The following is a 20,322-nucleotide window of genomic DNA, read 5'->3' as shown; positions in this document are numbered from 1 at the left end:
CGAGGGCGCGCCGCTCAGGCCCTTCGGCGATGCTTGTTGGCTGCAGGCTCCAGAGCGTCGGAGGTGACAAGCCGGTCGCGACCGTTTTTCTTGCCGACATACATCAGCCGGTCGGCCAGCGCGACCAGAGCGTCGCAATCGCCGGCTTCGGATGGATAGATGGCGACGCCGATGGTGCAGCCGACCTGGATGTCGCCGTTCGGCGCCGGAACCTTGATTCGAAGCCGTTCCAGGACGCGTTCGGCGACGCGCACGGCCTTTTGCCTTGCCTGGTCCGCTTGCCCCGAAAACAGCAAGGCGAACTCGTCGCCACCGAGCCGCGCCACGAAATCGTCGCTGCGCAGGACGGAGCGAAGGTGGCTCGACACGCGCTGCAGCAGGGCGTCGCCGGCCTCGTGGCCGAGCGTGTCGTTGACATCCTTGAACCGGTCGAGGTCGATGAAAAGCAGGCCCGCCGCCTCGCCGTTGCCACCGCAGCGGGCGACCACCGATTTGAGCTCGTTGTGGAAGGCGCGCCGGTTGGGCAGGTCGGTCAGCAGGTCGTGGTTGGCCGAATGGTCGCTCTGCTGCTTGGCCAACTCGATCTCGCGCTTTTGCGCGGAGAGCTCCTCATTGGCGACCTTCAGATCCTGCAGCAGCTCAGCGTTGAGATCCTCGACGACCTTGCGGTCGCTGATGTCGACGACGAACCCTTCCAGGAATTCGAGCTCGCCGGCATCGTCCCAGACGCCGCCGCCGATCTCGCGGACCCAGAGCGGTTCGCCAACCTTGGGCACGATGCGGTAGTCGACGTTCCAGTTGCGGCGCGCTTCGAGCGCGGCGTCGACGGCGGCATAGACCGAGGCAAGATCGTCCGGGTGGATGGCCGAGACATAGTCGCGAACGGCGTTGTGCACGAAATCCGTCGGTGGAAAGCCGCTGACGGTGAAAATGCCGTCGCTGATATAGAGCATGGTGTAGGATTGATCGTTGCGGCAGCGGTAGAGATAGCCGTCCATGCGGCCAGTAATGCTGAGCAGCGCATCCAGCCGCTCGTCGTGGTAGACCCCGTGGCCGACCGCGGATACAGAAACCCCGTCATGCTTCATGCCGCACCCCCGTTTGGCGGTCTGAGCGCGCCGCAGATGCCCTTACGGCAAGTCGGCAAAGAGGCTCTATATCAGCTGAATATTATCAATCTCTTATGGGATTAGTCCGACGGCGTTTCGGGCTCTGCACGGAGCGTCCCTCAAGCCCCCGCCGTATACGCCGCAATCGCCGCCATGTTGACGATGTCACTGTCCTTGGCATTCAGCGAGACAATCTGCACCGGCTTGTTCAGGCCGACCAGCAGCGGGCCGATGACGGTCGAGCCGCCGAGTTCCTGCAGCATCTTGGTCGAGATCGAGGCCGAGTGGAATGCGGGCATGATCAGCACGTTGGCGGGGCCGGTCAGGCGGATGAACGGGTATTGCGCCATGGCGCGGGCATTGAGCGCCACGTCGGCGGCCATCTCGCCGTCATACTCGAAATCGACGCGGCGCTTGTCGAGGATGCGCACCGCTTCCTGGACGCGCTCGGAGCGTTCGCCCTGCGGATGGCCGAAGGTGGAGTAGGCGAGCATGGCGAGCCTCGGCTCGTAGCCCATGCGGCGGGCGAAGCCGGCCGCCTCCTCGGCGATGTCGGCGATCTGTTCGGCATTGGGCATATCGTGCACGGCGGTGTCGGCGACCAGCACCGTTCTGCCCCGCGCCAGCACGATCGACACGCCGATGACGCGGTGCCCGGGCTTGGCGTCGATGATGCGGCGGATGTCGTCGAGCGCGGTGGAATAGTTGCGGGTCACGCCGGTGACGATGCCGTCGGCATCGCCCAGCGCCACCATGCAGGCGGCGAAATGGTTGCGGTCGTTGTTGATCAGGCGCTGGCAATCGCGAAACAGGAAGCCTTTGCGCTGCATGCGCTCGTAGAGATAGTCGGTGTAGATGCCGTTGCGGCGCGACAGCCTGGCATTGATGATCTCGATGCCTTGCTTGTTGAGCTCGATGCCGGCGTGCTTGGCGTTTTCCTTGATGACGTCGTCGCGGCCGAGCAGGATGGCGGTGCCGAGCTTCTGGTTCACATAGGAGACGGCGGCGCGCATCACCTGCTCCTCCTCGCCCTCGGCGAAGACGATGCGCTTGGGCTGGCGGCGGACGCGGTCATAGATGCGCTGCAAGGTCGATGCGATCGGGTCGCGGCGGGCCGACAGCTCCTGCGCGTAGCGGTCGAGGTCGAGGATCGGCTTGCGGGCTACGCCCGACTCCATCGCAGCCTTTGCCACCGCAAGCGGGATAGCCGCGATCAGACGCGGGTCGAACGGCACCGGAATGATGTAGTTGGGGCCGAATTTCGGCCGGTTGCCCTGATAGGCGGCGGCGACGTCGTCGGGCACGTCCTTGCGCGCCAGTTCGGCCAGCGCGCGTGCCGCGGCGATCTTCATCTCGTCGTTGATGGTGGTGGCCCTGACATCGAGCGCACCGCGGAAGATGTAGGGGAAGCCCAGCACGTTGTTGACCTGGTTCGGATAGTCCGAGCGCCCGGTCGCCATGATGGCGTCGGTGCGGATCTCGGCCACTTCCTCCGGCGTGATCTCCGGGTCGGGATTGGCCATGGCGAAGATGATCGGGTTCTTGGCCATCGACTGCACCATCTTGGTGGTCAGCGCGCCCTTGGCGGAGAGGCCGAGGAAGACATCGGCGCCATCCAGCGCCTCGGCCAGGCTGCGTGCCTCGGTCTTGACCGCATGCGCCGACTTCCACTGGTTCATGCCTTCGGTGCGGCCCTGGAAGACCACGCCCTTGGTGTCGCACAGGATGATGTTTTCCGGCGAAAAACCCATCGCCTTCATCAGCTCGATGCAGGCGATGCCTGCGGCACCGGCGCCGTTGCAGACCATCTTCGTGGTCTTCATGTCGCGGCCGGTGATCTCCAGCGCGTTGATCAGGCCGGCGGCCGAGATGATGGCGGTGCCGTGCTGGTCGTCATGGAAGACGGGAATATCCATCAATTCGCGCAGCCGCTGCTCGATGATGAAGCATTCCGGCGCCTTGATGTCCTCGAGGTTGATGCCGCCGAAGGAGGGGCCAAGGAAGCGCACGCAGTTGATGAACTCGTCGGCATCCTCGGTGTCGACCTCGAGGTCGATGGAATCGACATCGGCGAAGCGCTTGAACAACACCGCCTTGCCCTCCATCACCGGTTTGGAGGCGAGCGCGCCGAGATTGCCGAGGCCGAGGATGGCGGTGCCGTTGGAGATGACGGCGACCATGTTGCCGCGCGTCGTGTAGTCGAAGGCGCGGCTCGGGTCCTCGGCGATGGCGCGCACCGGAACGGCGACGCCCGGCGAATAGGCGAGACTGAGATCGCGCTGCGTCGCCATCGGCTTGGTGGCGACGATCTCCAGCTTGCCCGGGCGGCCCATGGCGTGGAATTCCAGCGCCTCCTGCGCGCTGACGGAGGGACCGCTGTTTTCGGTTTTCCTGGCCATGATGCTTTTGATTTCCTCGCCGGTGCGACACCCTTGAGATGGATGCCATGTTTTTGTGAGCTTCCGGATTAAGGCCACATGAGGACGCTGTAAACCGCCAAGCGATCCGGAAAAGCGCATCCTGCATGTCGCAGGCTGTTGGCGGTCCGGCGCCGGCAACAGCGGGTGCGGCCGCTTCTTCCCCTGCTTTTCGAGCCGCCGGCATTAAACCTGGCAAGCACATCTGCTAGCGTGCCGGCATGAACATGCACACGCCAACCGAGCCCGACGCCCCAGAGGCGATGACGCCTGCGACTGTTGCCGCTCCAACGCCGATGATGGAGCAGTATATCGAGATCAAGGCGGCGAACCCGGATTCGCTGCTGTTCTACCGCATGGGCGATTTCTACGAGCTGTTCTTCGACGACGCCGAGAAGGCGAGCCGGGCGCTGGGCATCGTCTTGACCAAGCGCGGCAAGCACCAGGGCCATGACATCCCGATGTGCGGCGTGCCTGTGCATGCGGCCGACGATTATCTGCAGAAGCTGATCGGCCAGGGATTTCGCGTTGCCGTCTGCGAGCAGATCGAGGATCCGGCGGAAGCCAAGAAGCGCGGCGGCAAATCGGTGGTGCGACGCGACGTGGTGCGGCTGGTGACGCCCGGCACCATCACCGAGGACAAATTGCTGGCGCCGTCGGAATCGAGTTTCCTGATGGCGCTGGGGCGCGTGAAGGGCGGGGCGGAGCATTCCTTCGCGCTGGCCTGGATCGAGATCTCGACCGGCATCTTCCGCGTTGCCGAAACCACCGCCGACCGGCTGCTGGCCGATGTGTTCCGGGTCGATCCGCGCGAGCTGATCGTTGCCGAACCGGTATTCTACGATCCGGAGCTGAAGCCGGTGTTCGACGTCATCGGCCGCGTCGCCAGCCCGCAGCCGCCGTCATTGTTCGATTCGGCCTCGGCGGCGGGGCGCATCGCCCGCTTCTTCGAGGTGGCGACCCCGGACAGTTTTGGTGCGTTTTCGCGCGCCGAGCTGTCGGCGATCTCCGGCACGATTGCCTATGTCGAGAAGACGCAGAAGGCCGAACGGCCGCCTCTGTCACGTCCAGAGCGCGAGGAGCAGGGCTCGACACTGTTCATCGACCCGGCGACGCGTGGCAATCTGGAGCTGCTGCGCACTCTGTCGGGCAGCCGCGACGGCTCGCTGTTCAAGGCGATCGACCGCACGGTGACCGGCGGCGGCGCAAGACTGCTGGCCGACCGGCTGATGGCGCCGCTGACCGACCCGGCGGCGATCGGCGCCAGGCTGGATTCGGTGTCGTTCTTCCGTTCGGAGACGCGGCTCTGCCAGGCGGTGCGGACGAGCCTGAAGAGCGTCGCCGACATGCCGCGCGCGCTGTCCCGGCTGGCGCTCAACCGCGGCGGCCCGCGCGATCTCGGCGCGCTGCGCGCCGGCTTCGAGGCGGCGGACGCCATCGCCGAGATCTTTGCCGCGACCGCCCTGCCCCAGGAACTGGCGGCAGCGCTCACCGCCATCAAGGCGTTGCCGCGCCCGCTCTCGGAGCACCTGACGCAGGCACTCAGCGAGGAGCTGCCGCTGCTCAAGCGCGACGGCGGCTTCGTGCGCGGCGGCTATCATGCCGAGCTCGACGAGATGCGGGCACTGCGCGACGAATCGCGAAAAGTGATCGCCGGGCTGGAGCGCTCGCTGATCGATGAGACCGGCATCCGCTCGCTGAAGATCCGGCACAACAATGTGCTCGGCTACTACATCGAGGTAACCGCCAACCACCATTCGATCATGACCGGCAGCGACGGCGCCAAGGCGCGCTTCATCCATCGTCAGACCATGGCCAACGCCATGCGGTTTACGACAACAGAGCTCGCCGAACTCGAGACAAAAATCGCCAACGCCGCCGACCGGGCGCTGAGCATCGAGCTGGCCACTTTCGACAGGCTGACGGCGGAAGTGGTCGGCGAAGCAGACAGCATCCGCGCCGGCGCCGAGGCGCTTGCCGTGATCGACGTCTCGGCGGCACTTGCCCTGCTGTCGGAAAGCGAGGCCTGGTGCCGTCCTGTGGTGGATGCCAGCCTCGCCTTTGATATCTCCGGCGGCCGGCATCCGGTGGTCGAACAGGCGCTGCGGCGTTCGGGCGAAGGACCGTTCGTCGCCAATGATTGCGACCTGTCGCCGGAAGGCGGCGCGAAGAACGGCGCGATCTGGCTGCTGACCGGCCCCAACATGGGCGGCAAATCGACCTTCCTGCGGCAGAACGCGCTGATCGCCATCCTTGCCCAGACCGGCTCCTTCGTGCCGGCGCAAAGCGCCCATATCGGCGTCGTCGACCGGCTGTTCTCGCGTGTCGGCGCCTCCGACGATTTGGCGCGCGGCCGCTCGACCTTCATGGTCGAGATGGTCGAGACGGCGGCGATCCTCAACCAGGCGGGAGAGCGGGCGCTGGTGATCCTCGATGAAATCGGCCGCGGCACCGCCACCTTCGACGGCCTGTCGATCGCCTGGGCGGCGGTCGAATATCTGCACGAGAAGAACCGCTGCCGGGCGATCTTCGCCACCCATTTCCACGAAATGACGGCGCTGGCCGGCAAGCTGCCGCGACTGCACAACGTCACCATGCGGGTCAAGGAATGGGAAGGCGACGTGGTCTTCCTGCACGAGGTCGGCAAGGGTGCCGCCGACCGCTCCTACGGCGTCCAGGTGGCGCGGCTCGCCGGCCTGCCGGAAGCCCTGGTCGGGCGGGCGAAGGAAGTGCTGCACCAGCTGGAGGAAGGCGAGGTTTCGGGCAAGGCCAACCGGCTGGTCGACGACCTGCCGCTGTTTTCGGTGGCGGTGAAGCGGGAAGCGCCGAAGCCGGTGAAGAACGATGCGCTGGGTGCCGCGCTGGGCGACATCAATCCCGACGAGATGACGCCTCGCGAGGCGCTGGAGGCGCTGTACAGGCTGAAGGGAATGGCGGGGAAGTAAAAGTAAAAAGCGGCGTCGCCGAAGCTGCCGCTCAAATCATCTCCAGCCCGCGCTTGCGGGTCGGCGGCGGGAAGGCGCGGTCGAGCTCGGCCAGATCCTCTGAACCGAGCCTGATGTCGAGCGCTGCGGCGTTCTGGCGCACGTGCTCCTGCCTCGTTGCTTTGGGTATGGCGATGACGCCTGGCTGTGCCATCACCCAGGCAAGCGCGATCTGCGCCGGGGTGGCATTGTAGCGGGCGGCGATGGCCTCAAGCCTGGTGTTGCGCGCCAAGGCGCCCTGCTCGACCGGCGAATAGGCCATCAGCGGAATGCCGCGTTGCCGGCTCCACGGCGCGAGGTCGAATTCGAGGCCGCGCCGCGACAGATTGTAGAGCACCTGGTTGGTCTGGACATCGCCGCCGGCAGGCAGGCCGACCAGGTCCTCCATCTCGTCGGTGTCGAAATTGCTGACGCCCCAGTGGCGGATCTTGCCGGCCTTTTTCAGCGCCTCGAACGCCTCGACCGTCTCCGCCAAAGGCACGCTGCCCGGCCAATGCAAGAGATAGAGATCGATGCGGTCGGTCGCGAGGCGTTTCAGGCTGCTCTCGCAGGCCCGCTGCACGCCGGCGCGAGAGGCGTTGGACGGCAGCACCTTGGAGACCAGGAAGGTGTCGTCGCGGCGCCCGGCAATGGCCTCCGCCACCACCTCCTCGGCGCCGCCGCTGGCATACATTTCGGCGGTGTCGATGAGGGTAATGCCGAGATCCAGCCCTAGCCTGAGCGCGGCAACCTCATCGGCACGGCGACGTGCATCCTCGCCCATTTTCCAGGTGCCCTGGCCGAGCACGGCAATGGCTTCGCCCGAGGGTAAAGTGGTGGTTCTGATCGTTGACGGCATGACGTGCTCCAGTTGGCGCCGGATCGCAGCACAGGCGAGCCGTGAAATCCAGACGAAAGTCCCGTCCGAACGTTCGCGGTTACGCCCGCCGCTACTTCACCGGATGGGCGGCGAGCCAGGCCTGCATCTCTTTGATCTCGGCTTCCTGCGCGGCGATAACCCCCTCGGCCAGCTTGCGGATTTCCGGGTCCTTGCCGTTAGCAAGCTCGACCTTGGCCATGTCGATCGCGCCCTGATGATGCGGGATCATGCCGCGGACGAAATCGACATCGGCATTGCCGGTACTTTCGATCGCCATCATGTCGGCGTGCATCTTGTCCATCGCCGCCTTGTAGCCGGCGGTCGAAGGGTTTTCCGCGCCCATCGCCATGCCGGACATGTCGTGCTTCATCTCCTCCGATTGTGCAGGGACGCTTTCAAGGAACACCGCGAGCAGCATTCCCGCAGCCATCAGCAAAAGCACAATCTTCTTGGCCAGATTCATCCGTGATCTCCTGTTGAATGGAATGTCGTATTTGGGAGCTTTGCTCAGAGTTTCAACGTTCTCAGCCTCAACGCATTGCCGATGACCGAGACCGAGGACAGGCTCATCGCCGCCGCCGCCAGCATTGGCGACAGGAGCGTGCCGGTGAGCGGATAGAGCACGCCGGCCGCGACCGGCACGCCGAGCACATTGTAGAGGAAGGCGAAGAACAGGTTCTGGCGGATGTTGCGGATCGTCGCCTGGGCGAGCGTGCGGGCGCGGACGATGCCGTTGAGGTCGCCCTTGACCAGCGTGATCCCGGCGCTTTCGACCGCGACATCGGCACCGGTGCCCATGGCGATGCCGACATCGGCGGCGGCAAGTGCGGGCGCATCGTTGACGCCGTCACCGGCCATGGCGACACCGGCGCCTTTCGAGCGCAATTCCTCGACAAGGGCCGCCTTCTGTTCCGGCAGCAGGCCGGCGCAAACCTCGTCGATGCCGAGTTTTGCAGCGATGGCCTTGGCCGTGCGCTCATTGTCGCCGGTCGCCATGATGATCCTCAAGCCCCTGTCATGCAGTGCCTTGATCGCCACCGCTGTCGTCGCCTTGACCGGATCGGCGACGGCGACGATGCCCGCCAGCCTCTTGCCCACGGCAACGAACATCACCGTCTTGCCGTCCGTTTGTAGCGCCGTTGCCTGTTCACCGAGCGGCGCGGTGTCGATGCCGAGATCGGCCATCATCGCCACGTTGCCGAGCGCGACCTTGCTGCCCGATACAGTGCCGGAGACGCCCTTGCCGGTGACCGCCTCGAAATCGCTGGCGTCGGCGGCCTTCAGGCCCCGTTCGCCGGCACCGTCGACGATGGCTTCGGCCAGCGGATGCTCCGAGCCCTTTTCGAGGGCGGCGGCGAGCGCCAGCAATTCATTCTCCACCATGCCTTCGGCGGCGACGACGTCGGTCAATCGCGGCCGGCCCTCGGTCAGCGTGCCGGTCTTGTCGACGATCAGCGTATCGACCGCAGCGAAGCTTTCGAGGGCCGCCGCTTCCTTGATCAGCACGCCGGCATGGGCGCCACGCCCGGTCGCGGTCATGATCGACATCGGCGTCGCCAGGCCGAGCGCGCAGGGACAGGCGATGATCAGCACCGACACCAGCGAAACGATGGCGAAGATGAGGCTCGGCTCGGGACCGAGAATTGCCCAGGCGACGAAGGCGATGATCGCGACCAGCACGACGGCCGGCACGAAATAGAAGGAGACGCGATCGGCCAGCCCCTGGATCGGCGCGCGTGAACGCTGTGCCTTGGCGACGAGCTCGACGATGCGCGCCAGCGTCGTCTCGGCGCCGACCTTGTCGGCGCGCATGATCAGCGCCCCGTTCTTGTTGAGCGTGCCGCCGGTCAAGGCATCGCCTTCGGTCTTTTCGACCGGCAGCGGCTCGCCAGATATCATCGATTCGTCGACCGACGAGCGGCCTTCGATCACAGTGCCATCGACCGGCACGGCATCACCGGGGCGGATGCGCAGCCGGTCGCCTGCCTTGATCGTGTCGAGCGGCACGTCGGTCTCGGAGCCATCCGCGCCAATCAGCCTGGCCGTCTTTGGCGCCAGGTCGAGCAAGGCGCGGATCGCCGAGCCGGTCTTTTCACGGGCACGCAGTTCGAGGACCTGGCCGAGGAACACCAGTGCGACTATGACGGCGGCGGCCTCGAAATAGACCGGGACAGTACCGCCATGGCCGCGGAATTGATGCGGAAAGATATCCGGGAACAGCGTGGCGACGACGCTGTAGAGGTAGGCAGCGCCGACGCCGAGCGAAATCAGCGTCCACATGTTGGGGCTGCGGTTCAAGACCGACTGCCAACCACGATGGAAGAAGGGGAATGCCGCCCACAGCACCACCGGGCTCGCCAGCGCCAGTTCTGCCCATGTCTTCGTCCGATCGTCGATGAGGCTTTCGAAGCTCAGGCCGAGCATCGGCGCCATGGCGATGATCAGCAAGGGCAAGGACAGCACCGCGCTGACCCAGAAGCGCCTGGTGAAATCCACCAGTTCAGGGTTCGGCCCCTCGTCGCCGGTCGGTACGCCCATCGGCTCCAGCGCCATGCCGCAGATTGGGCAGGCGCCAGGCTTGTCGCGGATGATTTCGGGATGCATCGGGCAGGTGTACTGCGTGCCTTTCGGCATTGCCTGCGGCGCTGGCCTATCGCCGAGATATTTCGCCGGCTCTGTCTCGAACTTCGCCTTGCAACCGGCCGAGCAGAAATAGAAACCCTGGCCCTCGTGACGCAAGAAGTGCTTGGCGGTGGCGCGATCGACGCTCATGCCGCACACCGGATCGGTGGCCGTCAGGTATTTTTCCGGCTCGGCGACGAATTTCGCACGGCAGCGCTCGCTGCAGAAATGGCGAACCTGGCCGCCATGCTCGGCCATCGGCTTGCCGGCGGCCGGATCGACGGTCATGCCGCAGACCGGATCGCGGATGACGGCTTCGGCGCCAGGCGCAACACCTTTGGCGGAGCAGCAGCCGCCGGCGTGCGCTTGGTGACTATGGTCGGAATGGGCCATCCGAAATGCCTCTTATGTCTCGATCTGGTGCGGAGGTAGGGCTTCCAGTAACTGGAAGGTCAAGAGCCGTTTCGACTTTTCGTGCCGAGGCGTGGTCGGCGAAAAAATACCGCACGCGATTACGCCCATATGCTATGGACGCCCACTTCCCGCAATCGCATCGATCCCCGCTCTAAATGAAGTGTCTGGTCATCAACCTCGATCGGTCCCGGGACCGGCTTGCCCACATGACGGCTGAGCTGGCCCGCATCGGTGTAGCGTTTGAACGGGTTGCGGCGATCGATGCATGCAATCCATCCGACATGGCCGCGAGTGCGCCATACAGGAATTCCTTTCCGTCGAACTTGTCCGATGCCGAGATCGCATGCTTTCTGAGCCACATTGCATGTTGGCGCATCGTTGCTGAAAGCAATGATGCCTACGCCGCAATCCTCGAGGACGACGTGCTGATTTCAGCCGTGGCCCGCCCATTGTTTGCCGACAGCGACTGGATTCCGGCCGATGCCGACATCGTCAAGCTGGAGACAGTCTTCAGCAAGACCTCTGTCTCCAGAATGCACACTTCCGTCGGTTACGGCCATTCCGTGTCCAGGCTCCTGGGGGGGCATCTCGGCACTGCGGGCTATATCGTTTCGAAACGGGCCGCGCGCGATCTTATCGAGGCAACATATGAGCTCGCCGCTCAGGTCGATTGCGTGATGTTCGATCCCGCCTTCCAGACATCGTGGCGCAAGACAACATATCAGCTCATACCGGCGCTGTGCATGCAGACCCAGTTCCTGAGCGATGACGAAGCCGTGCTGCCAAGCCAGATCATTGATGCGACACCCAGGGCGCCGGCGACGCCTGCCAGCGAAAAACGAAAGAGGTCTACTCGCGAAAAAGTCCTGACCGAGTTCAAACGGATATGGCACCAAGCCAGCGAAATTACCCACCTGGAGCGGGAAATGATCATTCCGTTCCGCTATCATGGCAAAAGTGTCCGTCCGCCTCGTCCTGGGCATCGTTTGAAGGCGCTGTAGATAATCACGTTTCTCTTTTCATGCCACGGCCAGGCCCGGCACGACAGCTCGCCGACTTCTTCCGGCTGCGGCAGTGGAAGACCATCCCGTTCGAACACCAGGGCAAGCGTGTTCGACCGCCCCATACCCAGCACCGCGAAAACGCGCTATAGACGCCGCCGAAAAGGCGAGACCGACCTCCGCATATGGCAAAAATATCCCTGAAACTCGACGAGCTGATCGACGGCGACGCCTTGCGCCGCGAGATGACGGCGCTGACCGCGGCAACGGCTGGCGACGGTTCCGGCCAGGCCATCCGGAGCCGTGTCCTCCAACTGCTCAAGGGCCGGCTCGCCGACGGCCGCAAGGTCGCCGAGACCATGCTGAAGGACGATGGCGGCGGCACCGCCTGCGCCGCCCGGCTGTCGCATCTCATGGACGAACTCATCCGCGCGCTTTACGATTTCGCCGCGACCCATGTCTACCGCGTCAAGAACCCGTCTTCTGCCGAACGCATGGCCGTGGTCGCGGTCGGCGGCTATGGCCGCGGCACGCTGGCCCCAGGCTCTGACATCGACCTTTTGTTCCTGCTGCCCTACAAGCAGACGCCGTGGGGCGAGCAGATCGTCGAATACATGCTCTACATGCTGTGGGATCTCGGCCTGAAGGTCGGCCACGCCACCCGCAACATCGACGAGTGCCTGAGGCTGTCGCGCACCGACATCACCATCCGCACCTCGATCCTGGAAGCGCGCTTCCTGTGGGGCGAGCTGAAACTCTATGACGAGCTTCTGACGCGTTTCGACCACGAGGTGGTGCGCACGACCGGCCCCGAATATGTGCAGGCAAAGCTTGCCGAGCGCGACGAGCGCCATGCCAAGGCCGGCGAAAGCCGCTATCTCGTCGAACCCAATGTCAAGGACGGCAAGGGCGGCCTGCGCGACCTGCAGACGCTGTTCTGGATCGCCAAGTACTTCTACCGGGTGCGTACCGGCGAGGAACTGGTCGACAAGGGTGTCTTCACCGAAGCCGAATACCGCGAATTCCTCAAGGCCGAGGATTTCCTGTGGGCGGTGCGCTGCCACATGCATTTCCTCACCGGCAAGCCCGAGGAGCGGCTGCATTTCGACATCCAGCGCGAGATCGCCGAGCGGCTGGGCTACACCACCCATCCCGGCCTGTCGGCGGTCGAGCGCTTCATGAAGCACTACTTCCTCGTCGCCAAGGACGTGGGCGACCTGACCCGCATCTTCTGCGCGGCACTGGAGGAGGAACAGGCCAAGCATGTGCCTGGCTTCAACCGTATCTTCCTCACCTTCTCGCGCCGCAAGCGCAAGCTCGCCGGCACGTCCGATTTCATCGTCGACAACCACCGCATCAACGTCGCCGACGACATGGTGTTCGAGCGCGATCCGGTCAATCTCTTGCGGCTGTTCTGGTTCGCCGACAAGCATGGGCTGGAGTTCCACCCCGATGCGCTGAAGCTGCTCACCCGCTCGCTCGGCCTGGTCAACAAGTCGCTGCGACGCGACGAGGAGGCCAACCGGCTGTTCCTCGACATCTTGACCTCGGATCGTAACGCCGAGCTCAACCTCAGGCGCATGAACGAGGCAGGTCTGCTCGCCAAGCTGATCCCCGACTTCGGCAAGATCGTCGCCATGATGCAGTTCTCGATGTACCACCACTATACGGTGGATGAGCACCTGATCCGCTGCATCGGCGTGCTGGCCGAGATCGAGCGCGGCGACGGCGAGAAGGTGCATCCGCTGTCGCACACGCTGATGCCGGGACTGAAGAAAAGCCGCGAGGCGCTCTATGTGGCGGTGCTGCTGCACGATATCGCCAAGGGGCGCCTGGAGGACCATTCGGAGGCCGGCGCGCGCATCGCGCGGCGCATCTGCCCGCATATGGGCCTGTCGGCGGCCGACACCGAAACCGTCGCCTGGCTGGTCGAGAACCACCTCGTGATGTCGATGACGGCGCAGACGCGCGACCTCAACGACCGCAAGACGATCGAGGATTTCGCCTCGATCGTGCAGTCGGTCGAGCGGCTCAAGCTGCTGCTGATCCTGACCGTCTGCGACATCAGAGGCGTAGGGCCGGGCGTGTGGAACGGCTGGAAGGGCCAGTTGCTGCGTACGCTCTATTATGAGACCGAGCTGCTTCTGACCGGTGGATTCTCTGAAGTGTCGCGCGCCGAGCGCACTGCCGCCGCGCGCGAGCGGCTGGCCGAGGCGCTGGCGGATTGGCCGGCCAAGGACCGCAAGCGCTATGTCGCCCAGCACTACGAGAACTACCTGCTGACCGTGGACCTCGCCGACCAGCTGCGCCACGCCGAATTCATCCGCGAGGCGGACGCGGCGGGCAAGAAGCTCGCCACCATGGTCAAGACCCACCAGTTCGAGGCCGTGACCGAGATCACCGTTCTGGCGCAGGACCATCCGCGCCTGCTGTCGGTGATTGCCGGCGCCTGCGCCGGAGCCGGCGGCAACATCGTCGACGCGCAGATCTTCACCACCTCCGACGGCCGCGCGCTGGACACCATCCTGATCAGCCGGGAATTCGACCTCGACGAGGATGAGCGCCGCCGCGCCGAGCGCGTCGGCCGATTGATCGAGGACGTGCTGTCAGGCAAGAGCTGGCTGCCCGAAATGATCGAGAAGCGCACCAAGCCCCGGCGCGGCGCCAAGGTCTTCCGCATTCCGCCGCGGGCTGAAATCCGCAACACGCTGTCGAACCGCTTCTCGGTGATCGAGATCGAGGGGCTGGACCGGCCTGGCCTGCTGTCGGAGATCACCGGCGCGCTGTCGGATCTCTCGCTCGACATCGCCTCGGCGCACATCACGACTTTTGGTGAGAAGGTCATCGACACTTTCTATGTCACCGACCTGACGGGACAGAAGATCGACAGCCCGACGCGCATGGCCACCATTCACAAGCGGCTGATCGAGACCCTCGAAGGCACCGCGCCGGAGCGCAACGGCAAGGCCAAGGCGGCCGCCGAGTGAGGATCACCATCACTTTGTCCCATTCCCACGGTCAGTCTCCCCGCGCATGAGCCTTGTCAAGAAATTCGCCACCGTCGCTTCCGGCACGCTGATGAGCCGCGCGCTCGGCTTCGGTCGCGAGATGCTGATGGCGGCCGCACTCGGCACAGGGCCGGTCGCCGACGCCTTCAACGCCGCCTTCCAGTTTCCCAACACCTTCCGCCGGCTGTTCGCCGAAGGCGCCTTCAACGCCGCCTTCGTGCCGCTGTTCGCCAAGGAGATCGAGACCCACGGCACCGAGGGCGCCAAGCGCTTTTCCGAAGAGGTGTTCGGCGTGCTGTTCACGGCGTTGCTGGCGCTGACCATCGTCATGGAACTGGCGATGCCGCTGATCGTGCGCTACCTGGTGGCGCCGGGCTTTGCCGACACGCCGGGCAAGTTCGAGACGACCGTCCGGCTTGCGACCATCATGTTTCCCTACCTGATCTGCATGTCGCTCGGCGCCATGATGGCCGGCATGCTGAATTCGCTGCGCCGCTATTTCGCCGCCGCCGTGGCGCCGGTGTTCCTCAACATCATCCTGATCGGCGTCTTGGCCTATGCCTGGTACAACGGGCTGGACGCCCACGCCGTCGGCTTCGGCCTGTCCTGGGGCGTGCTCGCCGCGGGGCTGGTGCAGCTCGCCATCGTCTGGGTGGCGGTGCGCCATGCCGGCATCTCGATCGGCTTTCGCCGGCCGAAAATGACGCCCAGCGTCAAGCGGCTGCTGATCCTGGCGCTGCCGGCGGCGATCACCGGCGGCATCACCCAGATCAACCAGCTGATCGGCACGGCGATCGCCTCGGCGCAGGACAGCGCCGTGTCATCGCTCGCCTATGCCGACCGCATCTACCAGTTGCCGCTTGGCGTCGTCGGCGTCGCGGTGGCGATCGTGCTGTTGCCGGAACTGTCGCGGGCGCTGAAATCCGGAAACCTGATCGAGGCGGCTAATCTGCAGAACCGCTCGGTCGAGTTCACGCTGTTCATGACCTTGCCGGCGGCCGTCGCCCTCTGGGTCATGTCGGAGCCTATCGTTCGGCTGGTGTATGAGCGCGGCGCCTTTGCCGCCAACCATTCGACGCCGACCGTGGCGGCGATCCTGGCGATCTTTGGCCTGGGCCTGCCGGCCTTCGTGCTGATCAAGGCGTTCACCCCCGGTTATTTCGCCCGCGAGGACACGCGTACGCCAATGATGTTTGCCGCCATCTCGGTGGCGGTGAACGTCGCGACCGCGCTGACGCTGTTCCCGTCGATGGGCGCGCCGGGCATTGCGGTAGCCTCGGCCGTCGCCGGCTGGGTCAACGCGCTGATGCTGCTTGCCGTGCTGATCCGGCGCGGCCATTGGGGTCGCGACCTGCCGCTCTTGAAACGCATCCCCCGGCTGGTGCTGTCGGCGGCGGTGATGGGAGCGGCGCTCTATTTCGCTGAGCACTGGTTGGCCGTCAGGCTCGGCCCGGGTTCGCCACTGGTCGTCAAGGCAACGACGGTTCTGGCACTGGTCGCCGGCGGGGCGGCGCTCTATTTCGTCACCGCCTTCACAACCGGCGGCGCCGATTTCGGCATGATCCGAAGGAACATCAAGCGCGGTTCGGCAAAGGCGACGGCGCCATCGGTCACGGAACAGTCTCCAGATCCGTGAGCCTGATTTCTACGGGCCATGGAAGCATCGGCACGGCTTGGTAACACGCGCGCGCAAGCGTGGTGAAAGCAGTCCGCCGTGTTCAGGCGGATGGCGTTGTTGCGGAACCGCGAGTGGCCTCGATGGAAGGCGAGGTTGCCTCGGGCCGAGGTTGAAGCTCGCAAGGCAATTGCCCCGCGCTGAGCCGCCATCGCCCATTCGGGGTATTGCCTTCGGCGCCGACCGGACATAACGCAAGGGGCAAGGTCAGACTTGCGCTAATGTTGGGGGTTCGATGGAAACGCTGTCGCTCGAAGATTTCATCGATGACAAACCTTGGGGAGACGACGTTCCGTTTCTGGAGGACATTCCGGGCGAAAATCTGGTAGCGGGCGTGCGGATCCAGCGGTTGGTCACAAGAGGCGACGAGCGTGGCGACCTTACGGTCCTCATGTCGTCACTGCTGGAGCCCGTCACCCCGCCGCCGCATGTCTATCTGGTATCAGCCGCGGTGGGATCGATCAGGGCATGGGTCTATCACAAGCGACAGTTCGACCGGCTCGCCTATACAAATGGCGACATCAGGGTCGTGCTCTACGATCTACGCAAGGATAGCCCGACATACCAAAAAATGAACGTTCTCGACGTCGGCGCGGCCAACAAGATCCTGCTGACAATCCCGCCCTATGTCGTTCACGGGGTTCAAAACCGTGGCAAGAGCATCGCGACATTCGTCAACATGCCGACGAACGTCTACGACCCTAAAAATCCGGACAAGTCGCGGCTCCGCTTCGATCACCCGGGCATCCCGTACAAATTCGAATAACGTGACGACGTTTTCCGTCATCATGGCCACCTACAATCGCGGTAGGCATATCCTTCCGTCGATACAATCGGTGTTGCGCCAAACCCGCCAGGACTTCGAGTTGTTGGTGGTGGGCGATTGCTGCACGGACGATACCGCGGATGTCGTCCAGGCGCTTGCGTCCCCTCAAATCCGCTGGTCCACCCTGTCAGAGCGCGGCGGCAGCCAGGCCTTCCCCAACAATGCGGGCATCGAATTGGCGCGCGGGCAATACATCGCCTATCTCGGTCATGACGATCTCTGGGCTCCGGACCATCTCCAGGCACTCGCCGATCTTTTCGGGCATAACCAGCAACCGGATTTTGTCGTAAGCGGCACGATCTTTCATGGCCCCAGGGCAAGCAATTTTCGGTGGGTGACCGGCATCTTCAGCGAACCGGACGCCGCTCTCAAGCACTTCTTCCCGCCTTCGAGTTTCGGCCACCGACGCGACGTTGTCGATCGGATCGGCAAATGGCGCAGTCCGAAAGAGATAACTGCGCCCGTCGACGCGGATTTCATGTTGCGAGCGGCAAAGTCAGGCATGCGTTTTGTGTCGACGCAGCGGATCACTGTCCAGAAATTCGCGGCCGGTCACCGTTACCTTAGCTATATGAGCCAAGGCTCGGACGAGCAGGAACGAATGGCCAGGCGAATGGCCAGGCCAGGATTTGACGGCTATCTGGCCTCCGAACTGACCAAGGCAAAGGCAGCCAACACTTACATGATCATGGTCCATCCGGACTACGAGCGCTTCGAGAAGGGTCAGCTCGCGACCCAGATTGCGACGAACAAGGGCATCGTTCGCCCGAATCTGAGCAGCCTCAGGCAGCGCGAGGTGGTCAAGCAGGACAGCTCGCCAAAGGCGCTCGACTGGTCTCCGTTCCAAGCAGGTGGCGACTGGATCCTCTGGGTCGGCTGCAATCCACGCCCGAAGCTGCTTGTGCCGTTCAAATATGCCGGCAAGGCGCGGATTTGCCTGCACATCCGGCACGTTCAACGCGAGGCGCTGACCAGGCTAAAACTGTCCGTAAATGGCCAGCCGGTTGTGGCAAGCATTTCCGGGGTGCGCCAGGTGGGCGATCTCTGGAACGCGCAAGCGACGTTCGAAACGGCGCTGCGAAAGGACGATCATACGATCCTGGAGCTTCACCTCACCAGATTGCAGAGACCCGCAGGCCGCAACGGCATCGGCGTGGCCGACATCGAGGTCACGCCGCTTGGGTGGCGAGGCCTTGTTGCCAAGGGCAAGCGGTTCCTCGCCAGGTCGGCAACGGGCAATCGGGTGCTCGCCAATTTGGCAAGGGGCAAGCGCCTGCTCGCCAAGTTCCGCCCGGCCCGCTGATCCCCTCTTGCCGCTTTTTTGGTCTTCGTCCATAAGCGCGCCGTCGAAGACTTTCGCCGCGTGCGGTTTCCAGCCGCATGATTGGCTCCAAAAAGTCTGCAACTTTTTGGAATCACGCTTATACGGCCCTCCACAAGCCATGAGGACATCATGACCGCCTTCAAGCCACTTGTCTTTTCCGGTGTCCAGCCGACCGGCAATCTGCATCTCGGCAACTATCTCGGCGCCATCAAGAAATTCGTCGCCCTCCAGGAACAGTCCGACTGCATCTATTGCGTCGTCGACCTGCATTCGCTGACCGCGCAGCTGGTCTATGAGGACCTTGCCGACCAGACGCGCTCGATCACCGCGGCCTTCCTCGCCTCCGGCATCGACCCGAAGAAGCACATCGTCTTCAACCAGTCGCGGGTCATGCAGCACGCCGAGCTTGCCTGGATCTTCAACTGCGTGGCGCGCATCGGCTGGATGAACCGCATGACGCAGTTCAAGGACAAGGCCGGCAAGGACCGCGAGAACGCCTCGCTCGGCCTGCTCGCCTATCCGAGCCTGATGGCCGCCGACATCCTGCTCTATCGCGCCACGCACGTGCCGGTGGGCGAGGACCAGAAGCAGCACCTTGAGCTGACCCGCGACATCGCGCAGAAATTCAACAACGACTTTTCGGACCGCATCGCGGCCCTTGGCGTCGGCGTCGAGATGCAGGTCGGCGAGGAGACGGTGAACGGCTATTTCCCGCTGACCGAACCGGTCATCGGCGGGCCGGCGGCGCGCATCATGAGCCTGCGTGACGGTTCCAAGAAGATGTCGAAGTCGGACCCGTCGGACCTGTCGCGCATCAATTTGACCGACGACGCCGATACCATCTCGAAGAAGATCCGCAAGGCCAAGACCGACCCAGAAGCCTTGCCGAGCGAGTTGGACGGCCTTGCCGGCCGGCCCGAGGCGGAGAACCTGGTCGGCATCTATGCCGGCCTTGCCGAACTCTCGAAGGCAGATGTGCTGAAGGAATTCGGCGGCCAGCAGTTTTCGGTGTTCAAGCCGGCGCTGGCCGACCTTGCCGTCGACAGGCTGGCGCCGATCGCCGGCGAGATGCGCCGCATCGAAGGCGACCGCGCCTATGTCGACGCGGTGCTGAGGGACGGTGGCGAACGTGCCGGCACCCTGGCGGAATCCACGATGAAGACGGTGCGCGACATCATCGGTCTTTTGCAAGGCTGATCTGTCCTGTCACCATCCCCACTGCCGGCCGCTTGCGGCCGGTCAGCGCGGGTGGCAGATTGCGGCCGAAACCACTCGTTTCCCTGATTTTGAAATTCGCCGGAGTTGGATATCAAAGGCAGTGCGAATTTCAAAATCGGGGAAGCGAGCAAACTATTGATTTCTAGTGTCGTTTTGATTCGAAGTTCGCTCCGCGCGCGATATCAAAATCAGGCGAACTTCGAAATCACGACACTGGGTAGATAGACATGGTCTCCAAGCGCCTCAGTCGCGAAGCCGGACATCGCCGCAAGTTCCTGGCGATCATCGACGACACGCCGGAATGCGAGCGCGCCGTCGCCTACGCCTCGAAGCGGGCGCAGAGCACCAGTGGCGTGCTGGTGCTGCTCTATGTCATCGAGCCGGACGATTTCCAGCACTGGCTGGGGGTCGAGAAGATCATGCGCGAGGAGGCCAACGCCACGGCGCGCACCGCGCTCGACAGCTATGCCAACAAGGTGCGCCAGAAGCTCGGCATCGAGCCTGAGCTGGTGGTGCGCGAAGGCAAACCGACCGAAGAGATCCACAGACTGATCGAGGAAGACCAGGACATCGCCATCCTTGTTCTGGCGGCCGGCGCCGGCAAGGAAGGCCCCGGACCGCTGGTCGGCGCGGTAGCCGGCAAAGGCGCCGCCTTCCCTATTCCCGTCACCGTGGTGCCGCAGAATCTTTCGGATGAGGAGATCGACAGCCTGGCCTGAGGTATCGATACTCAGGTGCGGCCGGCCTGACCTGAAGCTCAATACGCCCAAAAGCGCGTCGCAGGGACGCTGAAAAAACATTCCGCCAGCCAGCCGTTCGGGCGACGCGTTTCGCTTGAATGTCCAGCCGATAGAGCCTATTTAGA

13 protein-coding genes are annotated in these 20,322 nt (G+C 64.0%); 8 read left to right on the top strand and 5 right to left on the bottom strand.

Going from position 1 to position 20,322, the window contains the following annotated elements; all coding sequences use genetic code 11:
- Nucleotides 1-14: 14 nt before the first annotated feature.
- On the bottom strand, nucleotides 15-1,088 hold the full coding sequence (locus A6B35_RS06870) for a sensor domain-containing diguanylate cyclase (RefSeq protein WP_006206877.1): 1,074 nt from the start codon (nucleotides 1,086-1,088) through the stop codon (nucleotides 15-17).
- 140 nt (nucleotides 1,089-1,228) lie between these two features.
- Nucleotides 1,229-3,508: an NADP-dependent malic enzyme gene (locus tag A6B35_RS06865; RefSeq protein WP_006206878.1), complete on the bottom strand. Its 2,280-nt coding sequence runs from the start codon at nucleotides 3,506-3,508 to the stop codon at nucleotides 1,229-1,231.
- A gap of 239 nt (nucleotides 3,509-3,747) precedes the next feature.
- On the opposite strand from A6B35_RS06865, the gene mutS reads away from it, so the two are divergent.
- Nucleotides 3,748-6,471 carry a DNA mismatch repair protein MutS gene (gene mutS / locus A6B35_RS06860; protein WP_006206879.1) on the top strand — a complete coding sequence of 908 codons (2,724 nt, stop codon included), beginning with the start codon at nucleotides 3,748-3,750 and terminating at the stop codon, nucleotides 6,469-6,471.
- A 31-nt stretch (nucleotides 6,472-6,502) separates the two neighbouring features.
- Here the strand turns inward: mutS and A6B35_RS06855 are convergent, their stop codons facing one another.
- From A6B35_RS06855 to A6B35_RS06845, 3 genes are all read right to left on the bottom strand, one after another.
- A complete protein-coding gene (locus tag A6B35_RS06855) occupies nucleotides 6,503-7,348 on the bottom strand; it encodes an aldo/keto reductase (RefSeq protein WP_006206880.1) in 846 nt (281 codons plus the stop codon).
- A gap of 91 nt (nucleotides 7,349-7,439) precedes the next feature.
- The gene (gene copM / locus A6B35_RS06850) at nucleotides 7,440-7,832 is read right to left on the bottom strand and encodes a CopM family metallochaperone (protein ID WP_006206881.1); all 393 of its coding nucleotides are present in this window, start codon (nucleotides 7,830-7,832) and stop codon (nucleotides 7,440-7,442) included.
- Nucleotides 7,833-7,876: 44 nt separating this feature from the next.
- Nucleotides 7,877-10,384, bottom strand: coding sequence for a heavy metal translocating P-type ATPase (locus A6B35_RS06845; RefSeq protein WP_006206882.1), 2,508 nt, complete (start codon nucleotides 10,382-10,384; stop codon nucleotides 7,877-7,879).
- Nucleotides 10,385-10,611: 227 nt separating this feature from the next.
- Between A6B35_RS06845 and A6B35_RS06840 the strand changes: the two genes are divergently transcribed.
- From A6B35_RS06840 to A6B35_RS06810, 7 genes are all read left to right on the top strand, one after another.
- Complete coding sequence (locus A6B35_RS06840) at nucleotides 10,612-11,406, top strand: glycosyltransferase family 25 protein (protein WP_244426143.1); 795 nt, start codon at nucleotides 10,612-10,614, stop codon at nucleotides 11,404-11,406.
- 185 nt (nucleotides 11,407-11,591) lie between these two features.
- Entirely contained in the window at nucleotides 11,592-14,393 is a 2,802-nt protein-coding gene (locus A6B35_RS06835; protein WP_006206884.1) for a [protein-PII] uridylyltransferase, read from the top strand.
- 46 nt (nucleotides 14,394-14,439) lie between these two features.
- Entirely contained in the window at nucleotides 14,440-16,050 is a 1,611-nt protein-coding gene (gene murJ / locus A6B35_RS06830) for a murein biosynthesis integral membrane protein MurJ (protein WP_006206885.1), read from the top strand.
- 274 nt (nucleotides 16,051-16,324) lie between these two features.
- Nucleotides 16,325-16,855: a dTDP-4-dehydrorhamnose 3,5-epimerase family protein gene (locus A6B35_RS06825; RefSeq protein ID WP_006206886.1), complete on the top strand. Its 531-nt coding sequence runs from the start codon at nucleotides 16,325-16,327 to the stop codon at nucleotides 16,853-16,855.
- Nucleotides 16,856-16,877: 22 nt separating this feature from the next.
- Nucleotides 16,878-18,218: a glycosyltransferase family 2 protein gene (locus A6B35_RS06820; RefSeq protein ID WP_244897096.1), complete on the top strand. Its 1,341-nt coding sequence runs from the start codon at nucleotides 16,878-16,880 to the stop codon at nucleotides 18,216-18,218.
- Nucleotides 18,219-18,368: 150 nt separating this feature from the next.
- The gene (trpS, locus tag A6B35_RS06815) at nucleotides 18,369-19,436 is read left to right on the top strand and encodes a tryptophan--tRNA ligase (RefSeq protein ID WP_006206888.1); all 1,068 of its coding nucleotides are present in this window, start codon (nucleotides 18,369-18,371) and stop codon (nucleotides 19,434-19,436) included.
- Between the two features lie 248 nt (nucleotides 19,437-19,684).
- Nucleotides 19,685-20,176 carry a universal stress protein gene (locus A6B35_RS06810; RefSeq protein ID WP_006206889.1) on the top strand — a complete coding sequence of 164 codons (492 nt, stop codon included), beginning with the start codon at nucleotides 19,685-19,687 and terminating at the stop codon, nucleotides 20,174-20,176.
- Nucleotides 20,177-20,322: the final 146 nt, after the last annotated feature.

The organism is Mesorhizobium amorphae CCNWGS0123 (genome assembly GCF_001686985.1).
Classification (GTDB): Bacteria; Pseudomonadota; Alphaproteobacteria; order Rhizobiales; family Rhizobiaceae; genus Mesorhizobium; species Mesorhizobium amorphae.
Note: the sequence above shows the minus strand (reverse complement) of the source record. Positions and strands in the feature narration are given on the sequence as shown.